General features: G+C 43.3%; 22 protein-coding genes. 5 read left to right on the top strand and 17 right to left on the bottom strand.

The genetic code is table 11. From position 1 onward, the window contains the following. Positions 1 to 87: 87 nt before the first annotated feature. The 5 genes from GQR42_RS12180 to sfnG all read right to left on the bottom strand — a co-directional run bounded on the left by GQR42_RS12180 (position 88) and on the right by sfnG (position 5,383). Positions 88 to 867 (bottom strand): hypothetical protein, encoded by a 780-nt coding sequence (locus tag GQR42_RS12180; RefSeq protein WP_233271367.1) that lies wholly within the window; start codon positions 865 to 867, stop codon positions 88 to 90. 78 nt (positions 868 to 945) lie between these two features. After that, complete coding sequence (locus GQR42_RS12175) at positions 946 to 2,160, bottom strand: SfnB family sulfur acquisition oxidoreductase (protein WP_158200176.1); 1,215 nt, start codon at positions 2,158 to 2,160, stop codon at positions 946 to 948. A gap of 40 nt (positions 2,161 to 2,200) precedes the next feature. Then, positions 2,201 to 2,716 carry a hypothetical protein gene (locus tag GQR42_RS12170; protein ID WP_158200175.1) on the bottom strand — a complete coding sequence of 172 codons (516 nt, stop codon included), beginning with the start codon at positions 2,714 to 2,716 and terminating at the stop codon, positions 2,201 to 2,203. Between the two features lie 20 nt (positions 2,717 to 2,736). Beyond that, the gene (locus tag GQR42_RS12165) at positions 2,737 to 4,245 is read right to left on the bottom strand and encodes a sodium:solute symporter family protein (protein ID WP_158200174.1); all 1,509 of its coding nucleotides are present in this window, start codon (positions 4,243 to 4,245) and stop codon (positions 2,737 to 2,739) included. 40 nt (positions 4,246 to 4,285) lie between these two features. Continuing rightward, the gene (gene sfnG / locus GQR42_RS12160) at positions 4,286 to 5,383 is read right to left on the bottom strand and encodes a dimethylsulfone monooxygenase SfnG (protein WP_158200173.1); all 1,098 of its coding nucleotides are present in this window, start codon (positions 5,381 to 5,383) and stop codon (positions 4,286 to 4,288) included. A 508-nt stretch (positions 5,384 to 5,891) separates the two neighbouring features. Here sfnG and GQR42_RS12155 point away from each other — a divergent pair. The 5 genes from GQR42_RS12155 (at position 5,892) to ssuD (ending at position 12,126) form a co-directional block, all read left to right on the top strand. After that, positions 5,892 to 6,485: an IS607 family transposase gene (locus GQR42_RS12155; RefSeq protein WP_158202460.1), complete on the top strand. Its 594-nt coding sequence runs from the start codon at positions 5,892 to 5,894 to the stop codon at positions 6,483 to 6,485. Beyond that, a complete protein-coding gene (locus GQR42_RS12150; protein WP_158202461.1) occupies positions 6,457 to 7,695 on the top strand; it encodes an RNA-guided endonuclease InsQ/TnpB family protein in 1,239 nt (412 codons plus the stop codon). Before GQR42_RS12155 ends, GQR42_RS12150 begins: the two co-directional genes overlap by 29 nt. A 95-nt stretch (positions 7,696 to 7,790) precedes the next feature. Then, a complete protein-coding gene (locus tag GQR42_RS12145; RefSeq protein WP_158200172.1) occupies positions 7,791 to 8,840 on the top strand; it encodes an LLM class flavin-dependent oxidoreductase in 1,050 nt (349 codons plus the stop codon). A 27-nt stretch (positions 8,841 to 8,867) separates the two neighbouring features. Then, complete coding sequence (locus tag GQR42_RS12140) at positions 8,868 to 10,862, top strand: LysR family transcriptional regulator (protein WP_334310629.1); 1,995 nt, start codon at positions 8,868 to 8,870, stop codon at positions 10,860 to 10,862. A 145-nt stretch (positions 10,863 to 11,007) separates the two neighbouring features. Beyond that, on the top strand, positions 11,008 to 12,126 hold the full coding sequence (gene ssuD, locus GQR42_RS12135) for an FMNH2-dependent alkanesulfonate monooxygenase (protein ID WP_158200171.1): 1,119 nt from the start codon (positions 11,008 to 11,010) through the stop codon (positions 12,124 to 12,126). Between the two features lie 508 nt (positions 12,127 to 12,634). Here ssuD and GQR42_RS12130 read toward each other — a convergent pair. The 12 genes from GQR42_RS12130 to GQR42_RS12075 all read right to left on the bottom strand — a co-directional run bounded on the left by GQR42_RS12130 (position 12,635) and on the right by GQR42_RS12075 (position 23,618). Continuing rightward, the gene (locus GQR42_RS12130) at positions 12,635 to 12,859 is read right to left on the bottom strand and encodes a hypothetical protein (RefSeq protein WP_158200170.1); all 225 of its coding nucleotides are present in this window, start codon (positions 12,857 to 12,859) and stop codon (positions 12,635 to 12,637) included. Between the two features lie 413 nt (positions 12,860 to 13,272). Continuing rightward, positions 13,273 to 14,103 carry a class I SAM-dependent methyltransferase gene (locus GQR42_RS12125; protein WP_158200169.1) on the bottom strand — a complete coding sequence of 277 codons (831 nt, stop codon included), beginning with the start codon at positions 14,101 to 14,103 and terminating at the stop codon, positions 13,273 to 13,275. 49 nt (positions 14,104 to 14,152) lie between these two features. Next, positions 14,153 to 15,109: a class I SAM-dependent methyltransferase gene (locus GQR42_RS12120; RefSeq protein ID WP_158200168.1), complete on the bottom strand. Its 957-nt coding sequence runs from the start codon at positions 15,107 to 15,109 to the stop codon at positions 14,153 to 14,155. 172 nt (positions 15,110 to 15,281) lie between these two features. After that, entirely contained in the window at positions 15,282 to 16,241 is a 960-nt protein-coding gene (locus GQR42_RS12115) for a glycosyltransferase family 2 protein (RefSeq protein WP_158200167.1), read from the bottom strand. Positions 16,242 to 16,739: 498 nt separating this feature from the next. After that, positions 16,740 to 17,666 carry a glycosyltransferase family 2 protein gene (locus tag GQR42_RS12110; RefSeq protein WP_158202459.1) on the bottom strand — a complete coding sequence of 309 codons (927 nt, stop codon included), beginning with the start codon at positions 17,664 to 17,666 and terminating at the stop codon, positions 16,740 to 16,742. Positions 17,667 to 18,043: 377 nt separating this feature from the next. Next, entirely contained in the window at positions 18,044 to 18,868 is an 825-nt protein-coding gene (locus GQR42_RS12105) for a Uma2 family endonuclease (protein WP_158200166.1), read from the bottom strand. A 197-nt stretch (positions 18,869 to 19,065) separates the two neighbouring features. Continuing rightward, the gene (locus tag GQR42_RS12100) at positions 19,066 to 19,539 is read right to left on the bottom strand and encodes a DUF29 domain-containing protein (protein WP_199273312.1); all 474 of its coding nucleotides are present in this window, start codon (positions 19,537 to 19,539) and stop codon (positions 19,066 to 19,068) included. 177 nt (positions 19,540 to 19,716) lie between these two features. After that, the gene (locus GQR42_RS28700; protein ID WP_233271407.1) at positions 19,717 to 19,845 is read right to left on the bottom strand and encodes a hypothetical protein; all 129 of its coding nucleotides are present in this window, start codon (positions 19,843 to 19,845) and stop codon (positions 19,717 to 19,719) included. A 211-nt stretch (positions 19,846 to 20,056) separates the two neighbouring features. After that, positions 20,057 to 20,431: a hypothetical protein gene (locus tag GQR42_RS12090; RefSeq protein WP_233271366.1), complete on the bottom strand. Its 375-nt coding sequence runs from the start codon at positions 20,429 to 20,431 to the stop codon at positions 20,057 to 20,059. A 119-nt stretch (positions 20,432 to 20,550) separates the two neighbouring features. Next, a complete protein-coding gene (locus GQR42_RS12085; protein WP_158200165.1) occupies positions 20,551 to 21,900 on the bottom strand; it encodes a hypothetical protein in 1,350 nt (449 codons plus the stop codon). A 25-nt stretch (positions 21,901 to 21,925) separates the two neighbouring features. Next, positions 21,926 to 23,227, bottom strand: coding sequence for a glycosyltransferase family 4 protein (locus GQR42_RS12080; RefSeq protein WP_158200164.1), 1,302 nt, complete (start codon positions 23,225 to 23,227; stop codon positions 21,926 to 21,928). 70 nt (positions 23,228 to 23,297) lie between these two features. Continuing rightward, entirely contained in the window at positions 23,298 to 23,618 is a 321-nt protein-coding gene (locus GQR42_RS12075) for a hypothetical protein (protein ID WP_158200163.1), read from the bottom strand. Positions 23,619 to 23,826: the final 208 nt, after the last annotated feature.

Below are 23,826 nucleotides of genomic sequence, written 5' to 3'. Positions count from 1 at the left end.
CCTTCAAAGCTAGAACTAGCAAGCACTTTGAGGGTTTGTAACATTTTGTAATTACCTAGTTGACAAAGGATGCACGACCTTAACTTGTCACGAATGGAGTAAACCCAAACCCACCGTTGTCCAGATGGCGGCGAAGGTCGGCCCGGTCGCCGTGGTGAATAAATCCATCCCCGCCAGCTGGAGAAAAAACGCCATCAGGAGGGTGAGAAATAATACCGCCCCGGTAGGTCGAAAGCCCAGACGCGGCATGGTTAGGCCCAGTTGATCGAGCGGCCAGCGCTCGAAAAAACTACCGAATACCGTGGAGAGGGGATACCAGTACCAAGGAATATAGAACGGTTTTAATCCCCAGATTTGCGGTAGAAAAGTGAGGGCGGGAGCGACCATAAAAACGGCAAAAAAGATGTTGAGAAATCCACTGGTGGGATGTCGGTCTTGGAGTTCTTCGGAAGCCACGATCGTGTTATCGAAAAAGAACAGACTGGCACAGGCGGCAACAATCGCGGTTTGTCCCCACAAACCTACGGGGGTATCGGTGAGACGGGCGGGGGTGAAGATAAATTTCCACGCTTCTCCAGTGAGATAGACCAACAGCAGCAAGATCGCTAAATTAACGGTTCCCCGTCCGAAGCGATGGGAAAAAAATCGAGAACCCGGATAGCCATTTAGGGAAAAACCCAGATGCCACCACCAGACAAAACAGAGGGTGATATAAACTAATTTTTCGTTTACATCTAGAGCGAATACGCCCGTGAAGATCAGTTCAAAAACCAGACTGACCACAGCGATAATGCCGATGACCAAGAGTCCCTTAAAGGGTTGATTTTTCCAGATATTCCGTTTCTGGAGCGGATGGGCAACACTCATATTTCCTCTACAGTAGTGTGACCGATCGAAGGTAGAAATCAGGAGGAGAGGGAGGGCGCTTCCCTTGCTCCTGCGGACTTATAGCCAAGGATGGCGGGGCGGGTTGGCACCGTTGAGGAAGTAATTGCCGATCGCATAGTATTTCCAGCGCACCGGGTCGTGGAGGGTGTGGGCGCGGGCATTGCGCCAGTGGCGATCATAGTTAAATTCCTGTAGGGTGGACTTCGTGCCAGCCAGTTCAAAGAGTTTATTGGTGGCTAGTAGGGAGGCTTCCGTGGCGATCGCTTTGGCCTCGGCGACGGCGATCGAGGATGCCACTACTTTCGCCTCCTCTAACCCGGATTCATAGGCCGCGTCGATAAATTCCCCGGCGCGACGTAGTAGGGCTTCCGCCGCATGGGTCTGTAGGATCACGTTGCCCAGATTGTAGAGAGTCAGGGGATCTTCAAAACCCTTCTCCTGGTTACTATCCACCCAGGGACGGGTATGGTTGCGGACGAAATACAGGGTATCCCGCAGGGCGGCCTTGGCGATGCCCACGTCTACCGCCGCTTGGATAATCTGTGCCACCGCACCCATCGGGGTCGCCCGTTCAAAAGCTAGATAGTGAGGGATGACGTGTTCCGGTTTCACCCGGACATTTTCGAGAATCGTCGTGCCGCTCGCGGTGGTGCGTTGACCGAAACTCGTCCAATCATCGAGCAGAGTCAAGCCTTCCGCATCCCGTTCCACAAAGGCGACGATCGTATTGCCGTTCTCATCGGCGGCGATCGTGGGAATCCAATGGGCCAGCAGGGCGCCGGCGGAGTAATACTTGCGTCCGTTGAGAACGTAGCCATCGCCCGAGGGAGTTAATTTGGTTTGCACGTCCGTCACTGACTTGGTGCCGATCTCTGAGAAGGCGTTCCCAAACCGTTTGCCTTGCAGTACCAAGTCAAAGAAAAATCGCTTCTGTTCCTCCGTACCGTCGAGCCGGATCGCTTCCACCATATAGAGGTGATTCTGGGGAATCTGTCCCAAACTAGAATCCGCCTCGGCAATAATGGCGATCACTTCCGCTAGGGTGGCGTAGGATACGCCCGCACCCCCGTATTCCTTGGGAACGATGATCCCCCATAGCCCGCTTCGCGAGAATTTTTTTACCTCCTCCACCGGTAGACGGCGTTCGCGATCGCGGAGGGAATCCTCTTGGAGAAATTCTGCGGCCAGTTCTTTGGCCATAGCGATCGCTTCTCGATCGTCTTGAATCAGATGGGCGGTCGGTTCCGTTTCAACATTTACTAACGTGGTCATGGTTACTACTCCTAGACTGTGAGATAGAGTGGCCTAGCTTTTAATACAGAGAGCGCGAGGACTGATATCTCGCCCTACGGGCCAAAACTTGCCGGTATTTCTGGATATCGCGGTTCATGGCGAAAATGGGAACGAGAGGGCCGAGCAAACAGACGATCGGGCCGATATACAAGAACCGACCGCCGAATCCGTAGGAAGTAATGATCAGAGCCGAACCGATAATCCAACCGAAGGCTCCAGAGAGTAAGGCATTGTTTTCCTGGCTCCCTTCTAGATTCCCCTCTTCTTCCTCCTCTTCGAGTCCATAGGTTGCCGAAGCGTAGGTCAAGACGAGATACATTCCCCGCAGAAAGAAAATCGTGATGATAGCGGCAATAACACCGGCGATAATGGTGGTCGGGGAATAGGGATTTTGAGTTAGGGGACGACTAGGGAGACTTTGGGCGGGAACCGCTCCGGCATAGAAAACCGTGAGTATCGTGCCGCCCAGGAAATAGCCGAGCCGCTTCGCCCAAGTCCGCAAGGAGGGCGGTATCATCTGCAAGAGACTATTCATGATCGTGATTCTGTGAAAACTTATCGCAGCGCGACAGAAGAAGTGTCCGGTATCTCGGATAGATCCTGTGCCTGACGTAGTTGGGTGTAATCGAAGCGTCGGGAATTGGTCAAGGCAATCACAATTGGGACGATCGTGCTGACTGCGACTACCGTATAGGTACCGATCTCCTCGCCGAACTTGGCGAGGGTGAAAACCCCGGCAATCAGACCGATGATCGTCCCGGCGGTAAAGGCCGTGGCATTCATTCGCGACCAGATGATCGACAGTATCAGGGGTACGAGAACGGCGGCGCGGATGATGGAAGTCCCCAGTACCAGCGTCACCAGATCGATTCCCGATAGCACCACCGCCACCGAAATTCCCGCCGCTAAGACCATCGAAAACCGCGTCCAAGCGAAGAGGGAGCGATCGGAAATATCGGGGAACAGGGGCTTGATCACATCCACCGCAGAAACCGAACTAACCGCCGCCAATGTGCCGTCACAGGTGGAATAGCAGGCCGACAGCACAATGATCACGAACAGGTAGATCACCCAATCGGGCAAGCCTAAATGGGAAATCAAAAAAGGACCCAATGCGGCGGGATCACCACCAATATCCCGGGCCAGATCCACCTTGAGCGCGATGCCCACCAGCCCTACCACCCCTAGACAGAGGGCGACCACATAGTAGAGTCCCCCACCCCAGAAAAAGGTTTTGCCTAATTCCCGTTCTTTGATCCCCCAAGCCACCTGCCAGAATTCCTGTCCTGCGATCGTGGCGGTAATCAGCGCGAGGGCGAAGGTTAAGCCGAAATTCTGGAAGGCATCCGGTCGCGTCACCGAAAGAAGTTCGCCGCCCTGACTCTGTACGGTGTGCCACAAGGCTTCCGCCCCGCCCACCTGGCCTAAGATCGCCGTGGTGACCAGGACAGAGGGAACCATAATCAGCAGACACATCAAGGTAGAAGTAGCCATGGATGCCCAGAGTCCCCCTAAACTGATGTACAGGAGAATAACGATCGAGGAGATGGTTGCCACTACCCCCTCTGGAAGACCGAAGATCGTCGCCACCATCAGGGATGCTCCCTTGAGATTCACCGTGACAATTTGGATCGCCCCGAAGAGGATACCAGCGACTACGACCACGCGAGCCAATTTTGCTCCCGCGTAACGAGCGGAGATAAACTCGCTGATAGTATAACCGTGGGGCATCAATCGCCGTAACTTTTTGGCAAAGGGAATCACGGCAATGACCGCTGCACCATTGGGGACGGTAAACCAAAATAAGCCCGATAATCCGTACTTAAAGGTGACCCCGATCGGCAGTAAAATCCCGATCACCCAAGTCCAGACGGAAAGTAAGCCGGCAATCCCGAATCCTAAACCCAGCTTGCGACCGGCAATCACAAAATCGTGGGTGTTTTTTACCAGTTTCCACTTAGCGTAGTAGGAAACAATCAACATAGCCAGACCTAACGCGATCAGGGTGACAATTCCCTCGCTCGGTCCAAGTAGAGCTGCCTTAGCGAGACTAATCCCTTCCATTACGATTTGATTTTTTCCTTAGTGTATTTCTTTCTTTCGCTTAAACTAGGGCGAACTCTTCTCTGGGGGAACGACGGGATTCCAGTTGCCGCACGAGCGGGATCACCTCGCGACCGAAGGCGGGTAAATCGTCCGTATAGTGCAGGAAACCACCGAGAATCAAATCGACCCCCACGGCGTGAAACTGCTGGATTTTTTCGGCTACCTGTTCTTTTGTGCCGATCAGTCCGGTACGGAATCCATCGTTGTACTGTACTAGATCTTCAAAGTTCGAGTTGGCCCACATTCCCACTTTTTCACTGGTGGCGGAGCCCGCTTGTTTGACTGCTTCGCCAAATCCTTGCACGGCTTCTTTGTCGGCTTTGGCAATAATCTCCCGCAGTACCTCGTGGGCTTCTTTTTCGGTATCACGGACGAGGATAAAGGCGTTGAGACCGAACTTGATACTACGGCCGGCTTGACGGGCAAGGGCGGAAACTTCCTCGATCTGTTCGCGGACTCCCTCGATCGAGTTGCCGTTCATGAAATACCAGTCCGATACCCGACCGGCCATCTGTCGGGCGGCTTTGGAGTTACCTCCCTGAAAGATTTCGGGATGGGGATGATTATTAACGGGGCGGGGTTTGACCCAACCGCCATTGATGCGATAAAAATCCCCTTTGAAGTGGAATTCGTCTTCTGTCCACAGTCCCTTGAGGATGCGAATGAATTCCTCGGAGCGTCGATAGCGTTCATCGTGATCGAGCCAAGGTTCACCATAGATGGTGAATTCACCCTTGAACCAGCCACTGACGATGTTGAGGGCGAAACGACCTTTGGAAATGACATCGATCGTCGAGCCGATTTTGGCGACTACCCCGGGATGCCATAAACCGGGATGGACGGCGGCGATTAGGGTGATTTTCTTGGTTACGGGGGCGAGGGCGGCGACGGTGGCAAAGGCCTCTAGTTGATACTCCGCGCCGTAGCTGGCGATGAATCGGGCTTGGGCTAACGCGTACTCGAACCCGACTTCTTCGGCAGTCTGTGCCAGCCAAGCGTTGTAATCGTAGGTCCAATCGGTGTTTTGCGGGATTTTACTCACCACTAACCCGCCACTAACATTGGGAACCCAGTAAGCGAACTTAATATCTACCATGATTCGGTTACTCCGTGATGGAAACTATTGGTTCGATCGCTTCACCGTTCGCGAGAATCCGGTGTACACGGTCATTTCGGACGATCTCTTTCGTGTTCGTCTGGAGGAGCGATCCCGTTTTTAGCGATCGCCAAGCACCCTAACTCAAGTCTTTAGAATGCTGTTTCTAGCAAGATTCGAGTTACCTATATCGGGGTCAAAACTCGCTCTGTCTCAAGCCTGGAGCAGAGGAATACTGTAATTCGACCGAAATATAGTTGATTGCCTTTCAGTGTAATCACTAGTCAAGGATGACGTCGTAGTTTGATACACCCCGATTGACTTTTTCTATGCCATTTTGGAATACGGTGCGTCTTCCAGGGGTACTCCAATCGAACCTCAATACCTAATATTCCAAATCGTGATAGACAAGAGGAATTTCGGTATTGTAAAGTTTTGTAAAAAAATATATGCAAATGACTGCAAACAACTGCTACTATGGTTAGTACAAGTTTACATTGCAGTTCACATGAAACTATCAGATTATGCTAAGAAGAAAGGGATCAGTTATGACACTGCTTGGAGAATGTGGAATCGAGGGCAGTTACAAGGAGAACGTCTTCCTACAGGAACAATTATTATTTTTGAAGATGACCGTTCTTGCGGTGAAAATAAAGTAGCTATTTATGCGCGAGTTTCTAGTTCAGAAAATAAATCTAACTTAGAGACTCAGGCAAAAAGATTGGAAGCTTATTGTAGGGCGAAAGGCTATCAAATTGTTCGAGTAGTTAAAGAAGTAGGAAGTGGAGTCAATGAGCATCGAAAGCTATTATTAAAACTTCTAGAACAAACTGATTATAATTTGATTGTCGTAGAACATAAAGATCGTTTAAGCAGAGTAGGGTTTAATTATCTGAAAGTTCTTTTAACTCAAACAAATAGAGAGCTAGAGGTCGTTAATCTAGCAGAAGAAAGAAAAGACGATTTAAGGCAAGACTTCGTGAGCATAATTACCTCATTTTGCGCTCGATTATACTCATTAAGACGACGAAATAGAAAGACAGAATGTTTAATTAAATGCCTTGAGGAGAATGATGAAATTAGTTCAAAAACATCTAATTAAATTTAATCACAAAAATTATTCAGTAATTGATAAATTAGGATTTTTATCGAAGAATCTGTATAATTGTGCTGTTTATTTAAACCGTCAAGTTTTCTTTTCACATCAACCATTTTTAACAATGACTGAGTTACATCATGCCTTAAAAATGAGTCCAGATTATCAAGCCTTACCCGCCAAAGTAAGTCAGTTAGTATTAAAGCAAGTAGAAAAAACCTTTAAATCCTACCAAAAAGCGAAAGAACAATACAAAAAATCGCCAGATAAATTTACAGGAGAGCCTAAGTTGCCAAGATACAAAGACAAGGAAAAAGGTAGAAACGTTTTAACTTATAACTATCAAGCCATTTCTCAAAAAGCGTTGAAGCAAGGTTTAATCAAGCTATCAGGGACTAATTTAGAATTTAAAACTAATTTAAAGGAAGTCTTAGAGGTCAGGATTATTCCTAAATTGGGTGCTTATTGTTTAGAGATTGTCTATGAACAACCCTCCTCATCAAGTCAAGAGGGAGAAAGATATGCTTTTATCGATTTAGGCTTAAATAACCTAGCTGCTGTTACCTCTAATATTCCCGAATTTCCGCCAACTTTAGTATGTGGAAAAGCCTTAAAATCCTGCAATCAAAAGTACAACAAGACACTAGCTAAACTCAAATCGGAATTACCCAGTCTACAGAAGACCAGTAAAAGAATACAAGGTTTAACTTTAAAGCGTAATTGCCAGGTGGATTATTACCTCCACACCGCTAGTAAATATATTATTGATCAATTACTAGCTCATCAAATTAACCTTTTAGTTATTGGTCATAATCAAGGCGGTCAACAAAACCTTAATATTGGAGATAGAAATAACCAGTCATTCGTAAATATTCCTCATTCAAGGTTTATCGAACAACTTACCTATAAAGCAAATTTAGTAGGAATAGAGGTCAAAACAACTAATGAAAGCTATACCTCTAAATGTAGTTTCTTGGACTTAGAGTCTATTCAAAAGCAAAAAAGCTATTTAGGCAAGAGAATTAAAAGAGGACTATTCAGAAGCTCGTCGGGTTATTTCTATGGAGCAGATATTAATGGTTCCTTAAATATTGGAAGAAAGGTAGTCGGAGAGGCCGCCTTTAGCGGGAATCCGATAGAGAGGTTCGTAGTTAACCCAGTACGGGTCAAAGCGTACAAAGCTAATTCTAGATGCAATATTTGCGGACAGAATTAGTAACTATAAGGAAAGATAACGCTTCTGCGGAAGGAACATGATAGAGTGATGGCTCCTAAAAAACACGTCTCCCTCGTGGGTATTGGAAAACACCTATGCCGCTTCAGTTTGGAATTTGGGCCCCCGTTTGTGGTGGATGGTTGCGAGTGATTAATCCGGAGAGAAATTGGTCGATTTGCGATCTGGTCGAGTTGGCCGTTCAAGCCGATCGAGTGGGTTATGATTTCTACTACATTCCCGAACACTATCTCAATGCGGTACACGGGCCGGATCATGACGTAACTGACGCTTGGCTCACGGCCGGCGCGGTGAGTTTAGCGACCCAAGAGATTAAAATCGTCACGGCCGTACAACCGGGGTTTAAATTGCCCGCAGTGGTGGCCAAGCTAAGTGCCGCTCTCCAGAATCAACCCGATGGAGGCCGGTTCGGTTTGAGCGGGATCGCGGGGTGGTGGCAACTAGAAGTGGAAAGCTACGGTGATGTTTGGCTCTCCCACGGCGATCGCTACGCTAGATTAGAAGAATATCTTCAGATTATTCGGGGATTATGGACGACTGCCGATTTTAATTATCGGGGCAAATATTACACGATCACCCAGGGCATTTTAGCCGAGCGACCGACACCGCTTCCTCTCGTTTTTATGGCGGGAGAATCGGAACGAGCGATCGATCTAGCGGCTCGTTTGGGGGATTATCTTTTTATTAATGCGGATGATCTGGAAAAAACGGCCGCGCTGGTGGAGAAGGTAAAACGATGGACGAGCGATCGCTATCAACGGCAGATTCAAGTAGCGATGAGCGCTTTCGCCATTGTCCGCCCTACCACGGTCGAAGCCGAGTCCAGACTAGACAAGATTTATCGCTCTGCCGACACTGGAAAAATTCGTTATTTCCAACAACAAATCGATGCCAATGCAGTAGCCCACAATAAACTAGATATCGGTCAAACGATCGAGGCAAATCTTGGCCTCTCGGCTCGATTTGTCGGCGATCCACAGACGGTGATCCGTCGCTTGAGAGACTACGAATCTATCGGGGTTGACCTGATTATCTTCAAGTTTGAATTCACCCGGGAAGATGCTCTCTATTTTCATCAACAGGTGATCGATCGATACTCACACCCCTATCCTTTAATTTCTCGGTGAATTATGAGTCGAATTACCTCGTAAGACATTACCCTAAATCACCTGAAAATTCTCAAGACGGTCGATGATTCTGGTAGCTTTTCTAAAGCGGCCTATCAATTGGGCTATAGTCAATCATTAATTAGCAAAAAAGTCAAGCAATTAGAGGATTATTTTGGAGTATTGCTAGTTAATCGCTCCCCTGGCTCGATCAAACTAACCAATCAGGGTAGAAAGCTAATTTCTCAAACCTTTCCGGTGATAGAAACTGTGGAAACCCTTCAACGAGAGTTTCAGCTGACCTTAAGTGCCGACGGAGAAGACTTAATTCTCGGTGCTACCCCTTTAATTGTAGAAGTCTGGTTAAAACATTACTGGCGACGATTTCAGCTTTGCTTTCCAAGTCGAAATATTCAAGAGATTTCCCTATCCGCTCAAGGTTTATTGGCCGAATCCTCGCCCAAAAACATTGATATTATGCTCAACAGTTTCTCCGCTTATAAAGATAAACATCATTGTACTAGACTAACTACCCACCGCTTCCAACTGATTTCTTTCGGTAAGAATGATCTATTTCCTGGCAAAAAATCGATTAAAATCTCAGATATAAACCCAACCGACTTGCTTCTTTTAGATGAAATTTATCAAGAGCTTTGTAAAAATCAAGTTGTATTAAACTATCTAAGGGATGTACGAATCATTGAAAGTTATCAAGAACTTCTCGATTCTCTGAAAAAAAGCCATAAATCAACTATCCTGCCTGATTTTTGCCAATTTAATTCACTCTTGAATTATCCAGCATCGATAATACCTATACAGGATGTCAACGAATATGGAGTCTATCTGCACGTCCCTCATTTTAGCGAGCTATTAATATTAGGAGAAAGTTTGGTTAGAAGTTTTCGCATCGATCAGGATGATTTAGCAATTTCCCCTCAACCGAATCTTATTTTTGCCAGCGATACTTTGCCAACGAAAAATATACTCAGAGTTGGAATTCAACGGGATTCGATCGGACAGTTTATCGCCAGCTATGGAGTTAAATATGTTTTCGATCTACAGCGAGAGTCCAACGAACAACCAATTTTTCAGAAAAATATCGAGATCGATCGAAATTTTACCTTACAGATCGTTGAATTCGCTTGTGGTGAACAAATGAATCAACAAATGAAAAGAGGAGATTTAGATATCTGTATTTTAGACGATATTTCTCTTTTAAACAATGGTACTATTTTTTTTAACAATCTAAGTTTCGGTTCTAAACTAATCGGGATTGCCTCTTATAATATTTTCGGTGAAGATATGAGGATTCTGCTTCCTAAAGACTCTCCAATCGCCACAGTTCCAGAACTAAGAGGCAAGCGTATTTCCACCTTATTTGGTTCCAATGCGCATCGATTTATTATCACTCTTTTTAACCTGTACGGACTGGAGATCAGTCGAGATTGTCACTTGGTTAATGAAGATCCACATACGGCAAGTATGAGCTTGAGAAAAAAACAAATAGATGCCCATGTATGTTGTGATACTTTTACTTCTATTTTTCAAGAATACGTTTCAGCCAAAAAATTACCCCTAGATCAAAATTTCGGTTTAAGAATTCCTTCCCTTAGAGGCATTGTTTGTCGATCGCGGTTTCTCAAAGAAAACCCCAAACTTGTTATCGCTTACCTACAGGACTTGGTAATCGCCAATCATTGGTTTCATTCGGATTCCGCAAGAGCGATCAAGTTGTTAAACGATGTAACAGTGGTTTGTCCTGATCGGGTATTTCAGTTCTTCGCTCCTGGCTCTGGAAACCACACCGATCCCACCCTAAAACCCCAATGGTCTTGGCTATTAAAAACCCTCAATCGTAGGTTAGATGGACAATACGGTATCTCATTATTTGACGTAGATTTTTGGATGGACGATTATTTTTTACGGCTAGTCTATAATTTACTCGAACTAGATTACCATTTCCATCAGGTTTCTTTTTCGAGCCAACTCTCTAATGGTTATTTTCCAGAGGAAAAATTTAATCGGTACGCTCAAGTTCTATAAAAATTTTTGAGATACTTTATACCCGTTCATACCCGTCAAATTCCGAGCAAATGGTAACAGAAATTTTCGTCCAGATGATACTTTTTAAAATACAATATTTCGATAGAATTAATGTGTTATTATTTCTACACGAAGGATACCGACCATGCAATTACTCTGGTTTATCCCGACCCACGGCGACGGACGTTATCTGGGAACGGCGATCGGCGGGAGAAGCGTTACTTTCGCATATATGTTGCAGATTGCGCGTGCCGTAGACGATTTAGGCTACACGGGTGCGCTTTTACCGACCGGGCGTTCCTGCGAGGACGCGTGGATCGTCGCTTCCACCCTTGTCACGCACACGCGACAGATGCGCTTTCTCGTGGCGGTGCGGCCGGGGTTAGTTTCTCCTGGGGTGGCGGCGAGAATGGCGGCCACTTTTGATCGCCTTTCCGAGGGGCGCTTACTAATTAACGTCGTCACGGGAGGCGATCCAGTGGAATTGGCGGGAGATGGCGTACATTTAAACCATGATGCTCGCTACCGTCTAACCGATGAATTTCTAACGGTATGGCGACAACTATTATCGAAACCGAACACGGACTTTCAAGGCGATTACCTGCGGATCGAGGGAGGAAAAGTCCTGTTTCCCCCCGTACAGAAGCCCCACCCACCCCTTTGGTTCGGTGGCTCCTCGCCCATCGCCCACGAGATCGCCGCTAAACACGTCGATGTCTATCTGACCTGGGGCGAACCCCCGTCCGCGGTGGCCGAAAAAATCATCACCGTGCGCCGTTTAGCCGAGGCCCGCGGTCGGACGCTCCGATTCGGCATTCGTTTACACGTTATCGTCCGGGAAACGGCCAGCGAAGCTTGGGAGGCGGCGGAGACATTGATCCGCTATGTAGACGAGGAAGCGATCGCCACCGCCCAAAACGCCTACGCGCGCATGGACTCGGAAGGGCAACGGCGGATGAGTCAATTGCACAACGGCAGTCGCGCCGCCTTGGAAATTAGCCCCAATCTCTGGGCCGGGGTGGGTTTGGTACGCGGGGGGGCGGGAACCGCTCTCGTGGGGGATGCGGATACGGTAGCGCGCCGTCTGCTCGAATACCGAGATCTCGGTATCGAGACGTTTATTCTCTCCGGTTATCCCCATCTAGAGGAAGCCTACCGGGCTGCCGAACTGTTGTTTCCCCGTTTACCAGTAGAGAGCGCGCCGATCCGACCCCAACCCGTTCAGGTTCTCGCTCCTTTCGGCGAGATCGTTGCCAATATCTAATTTCCGCTAGTGTACTCTCGGTTGGGGAATCACTATAGGTAGGGTTTGCTGAAAAAGCTTTTCCTAGGGGCAGGGTGTGGGGTGTGGGGTGTGGGGTGTGGGGTGTGGGGTTTTACCTATTTTCAGGTGGTCAGTTACCTAATTTTCAGGGAAAAAGTCCAGGGATTTTCCCCCCGATCCCCGCAACGGCTGGCACTTTTTGAGGGAAAAAAAGTCTAAAAGTCTGATCCAACAAGGTTTTTAGATTTATTCAGCAAGCCCTAGGTAGTGTTTCAATGACTGATCAAACCTACCTGTATTGGTATTAGTTCAACTTATGCCAATACAGACAGTGGATAGCTTAATCCAAAACACTATATGTGGAAAATGAGCGAACCGTCAGTTGGAATAAGTAATACTAAATCCAGTTATTAAAAACTGATTATCTATTCCCCCTTTTGCCTCTTGCATGAGTGCCTATCCTAATATGTTACCTATACTCAACGGATTTAGTATTAGAAATTTGGTATTAGGGTGGGCCGTTCTCGATACTTTCTAACATTCGTTTGATAGCCCCATCGAGGGTTGCCGTACCGATGCGATTTCGGTATCGTAGCAGCCGCTCCCAAGTAGCCTGTTCTACCCTGACATAACACTCACAGCCGTTACCGGCCCTGTAATTCAGCCCTTCCCTGATCTGAAATTTAGCGGCCACATCGATGGTTTTTGGGGAAAGGAAGTCCGAACCTAACATTTCCCTGTTGCCATCGTCGAAAAGGATGATGGCCGCTTAGGGATTGGGCAACGCAGTTATCTCCCCCGTCTGTCCTTTTCTGGGATGCTCACCCGTAACGGTGACGGAATTTCCCACGATCAACCGAGTAGATTTAACCGACCCATCCTCACCTAATGAATTTTCCGTTAAGGTTTCATGGCGTTGCTGATTTTAGATATGAATCTTCTTTTGTGGGATTTTTAAAACCTAGACACAAACTAACTTTTGGATGGGTGCAAGGTTGTCATTCATACCTTGATTCAGCAACGCCATTTCTCTTTGTGATCAAGTTGAAGATTTTCTAGTTTTTGACTGCTATAAATATTAATACTCATTGCATAAGTGAGATGCTCCCTTTTTCCTTAGCCACTCCGAAGTTGAATTTAGTGTAGTTATCTCTCGGGTTTCATGGCCTCCATAAATAAAGAGTCTGGTTTGCGAATTTTGCCCTCTATCATATCTAAACCGTAACTATTAAAATCTGGTATTCTACTATCATCAGCACGACAAACACGCACATCAATAAATCCCACTTGCTCCAGCAGCCGCTTTAAGGAATAGCGGTCATACATCCAAAGATGAATTTCCCCTGAATTCCGAAATATCCCCTCTTCAAAAGATTTTTTAGCTTGATTTCCTGCCACAAGTGCTACTAGATATTTAGCTATGATAATTCTCAGTTTCTGTAAAAACCAAGCGGGACTCTTAGCCATTATTCTCTCGATCAGGGACTTTTGATCAGGTGGAATTTCCCAAAACTTTTGCGCTTCCACACCAATTCGATAACGCACGAAATCTTTATTATTAATAATGGGGTTTAGCAAAAAATCTTTCATTTTACCTCCGCCAACACCGCGAACAGTTTGATCATAAAGCTCCAGCATCATCCAGTCATAGTTAGGTTCTGCTTCTTTAATCCCTGAATCGACTTTTTCTAAAGTGGACAAATATTCTCTAGTTATTGCTTCGAGATCAGGGACAACGACTCTTATTACACCCTTACATTTAAGAATTCGGTAACATTCAGTTAGCAGTTTTTTTGCCTCATCTTGTTGAAAGTGTTCTAAGACATGGGAACTATAACAGGCATCAAATTCAGCATCTGGGTAGGGCAAGTTTTTACGAATATCATATTCTCTAACTTCTGGTGAAGATGACGCTATATCAATATTCACCCAAGCGGGATGAAAAGTAGAGCCACAGCCAAAATTTAAGAGTTTCATTAGCTTACTATATTCGTTGGCAATTCGTCAAAAATTATACGTTATCTATCTAAATTTTACGATAAACACTCACCACAGATATTCCTCGAGGAAATAATTCGGAAGAAATCAAACCTTTAGCAAAAATCTTTCCTATCATTCTACTAACTATATCTAGGATTTTATAGGTAATGCCAAAATCGATGTTCCTTATATCTTTTCCAAGAAACTTAAACAATGCCAATTTGACAATAGTTGTCGCATAAAATGATTTGTGAACTTCTTGTAATGGTTCATGCGAAATTTCTAGATTTTCAATGGGAAAGTATTTCGTTAGATTTTTTAAGCTTGTATCAGTCCACCGCGTAACATGATGAGGTGGCATATCAAGAAAAAAGTTGGATACATATTTGCTAAATGAATCATAACTGGGAACTGAAAATATCAAAATTCCCCCTGGTTTCAGGCAGGCAATGCTAGATTCTATAAAAGAGTGAACATCTCCTATGTGTTCTAGCACTTGAAAAGCACAAACTACATCATATTTTTTGGGTGAGTAAACAGCGTGATCTTGAATTGATTCATTGATTATGTTAACACCACCCTTAGCTAGGTCTTTTGCTTTCTGACTGAATTCAAGACCTGTATAGTTTTGGCTATCTATCTTTTGAGCAAAAGCTCCTTTTCCACAGCCTATCTCTAAGACACAATCGGAAGGTTTAATCAACTTACTGGCGTAATCATATTCATTTTTTTCCTCTAGGTAATACCAGTCAAACTTCTGTAGCTTTTCGTAAAATTTTTCCGTTCCCGTTATCATTGGATAAAAGAAATAAAGATCGGATTCAGGACAGTGATATAAGTCTATTTCTTCGCTACCAGTAAACTCGGAAATTATATCATTGCCGTTAAGTATTTTTTGATAAAGCTGGGATAAATTCTTGACAGATATTTTTTCAACTGCAACAATATCTGAGCTTCCACTTATCGGACAACATATCGGCTGTTTATGGCTAGAATCTGACATAATAAATACAATTTTACTAATCTTATGACGATTAACAGTTGTCAATTTAGAATCGAATCTTAAAGCTACTTTATGAAAGTTGCTTTGAAGCTTTTGAGATTACCTTTCTGAATACGGCTTTTCTCATAAAGATGAAGTATGACAGGATTTGGCATCATCTCTGGACGACCAGCTACTGTTCCCTGTTCCTCGTTCCCTGTTCCCTAAAACCAGAGACTTCCCACCTCACTCTATAAGATAACTGCTGTAAGCTAAATGATTTAGCTTTAAAAACACTATTATGAGTAAATTTATCTAAGGATACGTCACGGAGGATAAAGGGGGGATGTTTTAGGGGAAAAATCATCTCTTGTCTAGAAATATTAGCCAATCGACTATTTTTCGTTGCTGTATGAGTAGCACCCTCGCCAAACCCAATATTACTAACTAAGTTGTGATTCGGCAAGATGGTTAGACCATTTTGAATCCAACAGGAAAATGTCCATCGATAAGCCCAGCTATCATTTTTATTATCATAAGTAGCTTGAAAAATCTTAGTCCAGTATTTGACAGCCTGAGTTTCTTCTAAAATGGCGGTCAACCAATCACCATCTCTCACTTGTGGCCAATGTTTCATTTCACCATCATAATACTGCCATGCTCGTCGCCAAGTCGCCCAACCCCAGCAATGATTATAACGGGAAAAGTAATAGCTGTAGTCTGTGCGTTTTTTGCCAAACTGAAAATTATTTCCCGATATCACCGCGATTCGCTGGTCATGTCTATAGTATTCTAACAGTTCCTCGCAAAATCGAAAAAAGGTCGGGGCGGATACACAATCATCCTCAAGTATAATCGCTTCTTCTACCGTGTCAAAAACCCAATTTAATCCACTGGATACTCGATTCTTGCATCCCAGGTTAATATCAGAATAATTCGTCAACACCTCACAATCCCAATCCACACCCTCGATAACAGCACGAGCCGCTTTACACTTCTCAATATCATCGGCTCTATCTGGACGCGGACCATCGGCAACTACTAATAACTTAGGTGGTTTAGCCTGACGGATGGCTTCAAACACCCTCGCCGTCGTGTCTGGTCGATTAAAAATTAGCAAGGCGACAGGAGTGGTCAGTGGGAAGTCAGTCATAGACGAATTTACTGTCAACTCGTGGTATTCTAAGCCACCCTGACCAAATTGTCAACTCTAGGCTAGTGGAACCAGCAATTCTAAATTTAAGAATTGACAAGCATTTCAGCGATTAGGAAGAAAGTATCGGGAGAATAGGTTCTAGAGATTAGTCGGAAAGGCGTTGCTGATTTGAGATATGAATCTTCTTTTTTGGTATTTTTAAAACCTAGAGCCAAACTAACTTTTGCACGGGAACCTGCACAGTTGGCATTCATATCTTGATTCAGCAACGCCCAATTTAAATTACGAACAGCTTATCATTATCGATGGCTGAATCGTCTCCCCTTACGGGATGCTCAACCATCCCTTGAAACCAATTGGTTTGAACTCATGAGGCGGTTCTTTTCAAGAATGCTTGGATTCGTGACCATCTCCTGACTTCATCAGGATAGTACCTTGTAATATTGATACCTAATCGGTTAGTAACTTTTTTGAAAAGAGACAACAATTTATAATTTAATTCCATGATTGTAACTTATTTCGTAACTTTTCTCTAACGGTAACGATTCTATTTCTTTGAAAGATGTTTTTTTGTGAAAAACTATCAAAAATCGTATCTCTCATTATAAAGGGGGGATGTTTTAAGGGAAAAATCATGGCTTTTACAGGTATATTAGCCAAAAGATGTACACTATTAACAGTATGAGTAGCACCCTCGCCAAACCCAATATTACTAACTAAGTTCTGATTCGGCAAGATGGTTAGACCATTTTGAATCCAACAGGCAAAAGTCCAGGGATAATCCCAAGTATCAACTTTATTATCATAGGCAGTTTGAAAAATCTTCCTCCAGTATTTCATAGCCTGAGTTTCTCCCAAAATAGACTCAAGCCAGTTACCATCACGAACTTCTTGCCATAGCTTCATTTTAACATCATAATATTGCCACGCTCTCCTCCAAGTTGCCCAACCCCAAATGTGGTTATAGCGAGAAAAATAGTAACTGTACTCCGTGCGCTTTCTACCAAGCTGAAAATTATCCCCTGAAATAGCCATGATTCTTTTATCATTTCGATAATAATCAAGCAATCCCTGACAAAATCGAAAAAAACTAGGATGTGGTAAGCAATCATCTTCAAGAATAATCGCCTCTTCAACTATCTCAAAAACCCAATCTAAACCACTTGATACCCGCTTCTTACAACCTAAATTTAAATCAGAATAATTCGTCAACACCTCACAATCCCAATCCACACCCTCGATAACAGCACGAGCCGCTTTACACTTCTCAATATCATCGGCTCTATCTGGACGCGGACCATCGGCAACCACTAATAACTTAGGTGGTTTAGCCTGACGGATGGCTTCAAACACCCTCGCCGTCGTGTCTGGTCGATTAAAAATTAGCAAGGCGACAGGAGTGGTCAGTGGGAAGTCAGTCATAGACGAATTTACTGTCAACTTCTGTTATCTTGAACTATCCCCGCCAAATTGTCAACCCAAAGCGGCACAAATCCTCGAGTCTTTCCCCGGCGACGGTTGAGCAAGGCGAGAATTAGCCTAAACTATTAGGTATCTCCTTCTTTGATTGAATCCAAATAAAGCTTATCAGGACAAATATCCTGTTCGTGAGGACAAGTAATCGCCCCGTGTAGAACCTTAACCTAGTATAAGTAGTTCTGATTTTTTAGTTCCTGAAATCCCCCAAAATTAAATAAATCGGAACGGTCGTCAATTCCTCGTTTTCCATTGGTGAAAATGCCGATGCAAAAATGAAGTACCCCACCGGGGGAGTCTTGCCAAAATCCGCCCAGAGGAAGTTAGAGACTTTCGGGATTAATCCCCAATTCCCTAAGTTTAGCCGCCAATCGTTCGGCTTTTTCTTCGGCTTCCTCAGCTTTCTGTTGTGCTTCCTCAGCTTTCTGTTGTGCTTCCTCAGCTTTCTGTTGTGCTTCCTCAGCTTTCTGTTGTGCTTCCTCAGCTTTTTGTTGTGCTTCCTCAGCTTTCTGTTGTGCTTCCTCAGCCGACTCTCGCTCGGTTGGTAACAATATTCCATCTAAAGTTGCCCAGCGAATCCAGACGGTTGTTACCCCTCTATATTCTCCCTGCCAACGAACTAAAGCTAATCCCAAACGACCACTGATTAGCCATCCTTTCTCGTTGGGTTGCCGTGGTTCATATAGGCCATCAACCAAGATAAATTCGGCAAAATCTTCAGGGTTAAAAGGATCGTACCAGAAATATTCAGGCACTCGTAACTTATCTTGATAAATCTTTTTTTTCTCGGTTTTGTCTATTTGGGTGGTACTTTCTGAGAGTAGTTCAATCACTACATCGGGGGCTTTTCCCTCTTCCCAAGTAACCCAACTTTTTCGCTCCCCTTTTGGTACGCCTAAGACGGCAAAAAAATCAGGTCCTTTGAAGTCTTGATTTTTAAGTTGTGCTGTACTGAAATAGACGAACATATTGCCACTGGCATAACCATCTTCTCGTCGGTCTAGCCAAGGGGATATAGTGTCTATTAACAGATCCATCTGCCATTTATGCCTTTGAGTTTCCATCGGTACTCCATCATCGCAGGGAAGTTCATCTTGCGTGGGTAATGCAGTTAACTGCATTGGTTGACTAATAGTTAGAGTTTCCATATTTCTCTCCTATATTTTGGGGGTTAGTTATTTAGATTTCCTAGATTTTTTGCCCTCTTTCAGACAAATCTTACTTTAATTGACTGGCTATAGCAATTCTCAATGAGTCGTGAACGGGCAGGGGGCTTAAGCCCCCTGTTCAGCTGCTTGTTCTCAAGGGTTTAGGGGATTACTATATGTTATATCACAATTCTAGGCTAAGACGCATTTAAGTAGAAATCATCATCCAAGAGCTGCTCAATTGAAAAAGGACAGGTGATTGGATACTCATTTTCTAATGGTATGCGAACGCCAAATTTAGCTTTTTTTCCATCTCTAATTGCCAGCTGGCGAGCGTGTGGATAGACTGAGGAAACTGCTGTTGACAGATAGGGATTGAGAGATGGAGTATCTCGTAAGCTTTTTTGAACTCGCTGCCGGTGTTCGTTGATTGAATCATACCAACTGCCTGTCATCGTATCAGGCGCATCGCCTTGTATCTTGAGCTTGAGTAAATGAGCCAACAAAACCATTAAGTTACTTTCTAAGGTGCTTTTTTCTGACTTGCCCAAGTCTTGTAATTCCTCAATTAAGTGTTCAACGTCTAGTCGTTCAAATTGACGATCTTTTAATTGTTGGATTGTCTGCTCAATCCACAAGTCAAAATCAGAATCATATAAAATATTGGACATTTCTCGCCGTTTTATTAATGATATAAATTGAATCAGATTGATATTAACAAATCTTGTCCGTTTTGTCAAGTAGCGATCACTTGATAATTTCTTTGTACTATTTATCTTCCTTAACCTTCCTGTTATTAACTGACTTCTCCATCTCTTACAGAACTATAAACTTCTATTCCTAAATTTTTAGCTACTTGCTGCGCCTTGAAATCTAGCATCAGTGAAATAACTATCTTGCAGTTGGATTCTTGTTGGTGTCGCTGCTGATAAAATTGTACTTTTACTCATGGAGGATTGGATTTCGCCAATTATCAACAGTCCATTTTTGATTAACAAATCCAATTCTATCTGGTCTGGCCTGCCAAAGACTTTGCCTTCGTCATCCTATTCAGTAACATTAATCACCTGCACTCCGAAAGACTCTTCTAAAATTGCTTTCAGAGCATCGCGGAAAGATTACTCCGAGTGCGGTTCCCATATCGCTCCCAAAGCACCAACACTACTGTCGTAATCGTCCCGCATTTCCCTATCTTGCAGAATTTCGGGCATTTCGTTGGTGGATAATCACCTTAATATCTTCTTGTGTCATGACTTTTCGGTTCTTCGTTACTTGGTATGGTTCGATAGGGTGGCATAAATCGACTAAATCTTTATCTGGCAAGGGATTTAATTGATTAGTTCGCTCTAGATCGAAAACAATTGACAAAAATCGCCAAATGTCTTTCTCTATAAGAGTTTCATTTCTTGTAACCCTGTCTGTTGCATAAGACAAACCGAAGAACCGACTTTTTTTGCAGGCAGCATCTTTAATTTTTAATTTTGGCGTTGCTGAATCAAGGTATGAATGACAACCTTGCACCCATCCAAAAGTTAGTTTGGGTCTAGGTTTTAAAAATCCCACACAAGAAGATTCATATCTCAAATCAGCAACGCCAGCTTGTCAAATTGAGTTTTCTCGGGTTACAGTTTTCTCGGGTTGAGGCTCAACTGACTTTTCTGCACCACTAAGCTACAAGAGGATTAAAGGCGGAGACCATACTTCTTAAAATGATAGTAAGCAGCAAGACCAAATCCTAATGCAATGGTAAAAATTGGAGTAGTTCTTCCTTCCATTAATATGGATATTGACCATGCAAAAACTCCAGGCAAGACAGTTAGCAAAGCAGTCCGTTTTTTGGGAGCTAAAGTGCTAGGCTTTAGCAAAGCTTTTACATACAGCCAAGGGAATTTAACATAAAAAATATAAGCAAAAAAAGAAAATAAGACTAAGCCACCCTTGAGTAAAAACGTGAATATTCCAATATGACACCAGATAGTATCTTCATTATTTCTATTAGGCGCAAAAGTAACTGAACCCATTCCTCTACCTACTATTAACTCGAAATCTTGCAGACCTTGAATTGCTCCAATAGCTTCTTCAACTCGTAATTCGGAGGAGCGATCTACTTGTGAAATTTCTTCAAATCTCTTAAACACTGATAGATTCAAAAATGCTGAACTAACATCAAAACTGAATTCAATTGTCAACACAATTGCCAGGGATAAAAAAGTCCAAAACAGTATTTTCTTTAGTTTCTTAACACTTAAAATAGATGATGATTTGCTTATAATTCCATTAGATAATTTAAAAAGTAATGGAATGATTGAAGATAACAATAAAATACTTGTAGATACGATGACAAATCTCTTGGCAGCAATCAATCCCACAAAAAGGAAATTTATTCCAATTATTATCCAGAGTAGAATTGCCCAAGGCAATTTCTGCCTACCTATTATACCTATGGCAATCGCAAATGGTATTTGAAGAAAAATCAAATAAACAGTTTCCACGCCAGTATTTATTCTTTGTCCATATATACTTTCATTAATTGATATTCCTGAATTATTAATAGCTTGTATGTGAGCGAAGACAATCAGTAAAGTTGTAAGGACTAGATAGGCGAGAAGTTGTAATTTTGGATTATAAGATTTAACTATCAAGCGAAACATAAATAAACCCAAATAAAACCCCCGAAAGACCGATAAATCAGCAATAATTGCCTCTAAATTATTGCCAAAGATTCTCCAGCCAATTACAGTATAAACAACAATGAAAAAAGTATATAAAAGAACAGTTTTACTAAGTAGCAACTTGCGTGACTCTTTGTCGAAATATAATGTCGTAGCAGCAGCAAGGATAAGAGGGGCTATTGACATTCCAGGAATAATAGTTATATTCGCAGCTTTGGCTGAAGTTTCATCAATCGAGAAACCCCAGATTAAAATTAAAGAGAGACAGATATAAAAAACTGCGCTTATAATTATTTTAGTTACTTTTGATGATTGGCGATTGGGCGCAATACTTAAGGTTTGTAAATTAAAATTACTCATTAAATTACTCCAAATTAATTTGTATTTATAGATTACCAATAAATGCTTTCACCTGAGATTTAATCTCAACTAAAGAAGGAACGCCACGCAATAAGGGAATGTTCTTTTTAATAATTCGCATACCTTCTCTCAGAAACTTAGCCTGATATAAATAATTAGGTTTCATCGGCTGTGGCTTGGCTGGTCTATTATTATAGACATCAATAAATAATTCTAGCCATTCTTTAATAATTAATCGGTAGTCAAATTTCTCCCTGACAAAGTCAATCCCATTTTGACCAAATTGTCTAGCTATGTCAGGATTATCCAATAAATAAATAATATTTCTGATTAAGTCTCTATCACTCTTTCCCAATAATCCTGTTTTACCATGAACTACGGTATCGAGCAATCCCCATTTAGCGGCGGAAACGACAGGTGTACCGCAAGCTTGAATTTCCAATGCACTTCCTGGACAGACTTCTGTACCACCTGTAGGATTGACAACTCCCACATCAGCATCTTGCAAAATTTGAATCTTTTCCTCGCCTAGAAGTCCAGCAAAATGAACAGACTTGATTATATCACCATTTTTATCAGATAGAAATGGGCGTATGAAACTCGCTTCATATTCTTCTTCTGCTACTCCCCATTTTCCTAATTGCTGATTCCGATTATAGACTTTCCCACTGCCAATTACAATTAGTTTTGCATCGGGTCTCTTTTTAATAATGCTAGGCCAGACTCTGGCAAGCAAGTGGAATCCTTTAGCTGGAATGAGGCTTCCGATATATACAACTGTGTTTCCTTGTTTTACAGGTTTATCTTTAGGAATAAAATTTTCAGAATTAAACAAATCAAAAATTCTGGTTGATTTTTCAAGAATTCTATGATCTCGCAAAAGATCTAATTGTTCTTGTCCAACACAGACATGGCACTCTATCTTTGGACAATTTGCTATTTGATTTAATTCAAAAATAGTTGGATAGTTATTAGATCTAGCGATAATTTTTACTTTGAGTTTGTCTATTTTCTGAATAAACTCATTGGTTAAAAAGCTAGTTCTAAAAACCAATATATCACATCCAGTTTTTTCACTTTTCAATGCTGCATCTACCACGTCTACTACTTGAGAGACTTCTAAAGAAGGTGGCAATAATTCTGTTAGATTTGCCAACAGCAAAACTTCAAGCTGTTCTGGATAAAATTTATTCAAGTAATATACTGTAGCAATTTCAGTAAACTGAGTTCCGCCAATGCCAGGGTTGCCTTTTTCTGGAAACCGGCAATCGACATTGGCATAACCATCATTCTGGCAGTAAAATCCTACTTTGATCTTTCTAGTCATTGACTTGAGATAGTTTTATTTTAGATTGCGACTTTAATTGTACACGCGATCACCGCCAGTTTCCTCAAGCTTACGATTGATTTTCTGGCTTAATTTGCTGAATGAGATAGCGGACTTCTGACAGCAAAACCTCAAAACGCTTGTCTGACTCTTCCTGTCTTTGTCTCATTTCATCCATATTACGCTGTTGCTGTGCTGCGATTTGTAGCAGAGCTTGTGCCGTTAATCTTACCCCCTCCACTGAATCTCTAACTTCTGAAACTGATTCCCGCAATTCTGAAACTGATTCTCTCAATTTCGAAACCGAGTCTTTGACTTCCGAAACTGAGTCTGCTAATTCATCTAGCATTTCATCTGTCCATCTCGTCCGTTCCCCATCCCTTCTTGTCATGGCTTGTTTTTCTCTCTTCTCAGTTTCAATAGCTGCTTAAATTATAGATAATTATAGAGGCGATCGCCGCTGGATGTCACTCCAGATCTCACTACTGTCTTGTCTCCCCTTCCGTCGCTAATTCTAACGATTCTCGCAGAGCCTCCGCTAGGAGGGGTTGCAGGGTACTAGACCTCCTGCAAAAATAGGAACTGATTATGTACAATAA

Origin of the sequence: Microcystis aeruginosa FD4, from assembly GCF_009792235.1 — a bacterium.
Classification (GTDB): Bacteria; Cyanobacteriota; Cyanobacteriia; order Cyanobacteriales; family Microcystaceae; genus Microcystis; species Microcystis viridis.
The sequence above is the reverse complement of the archived record's forward strand: the minus strand, read 5'-3'. Positions and strand labels throughout refer to the sequence as shown.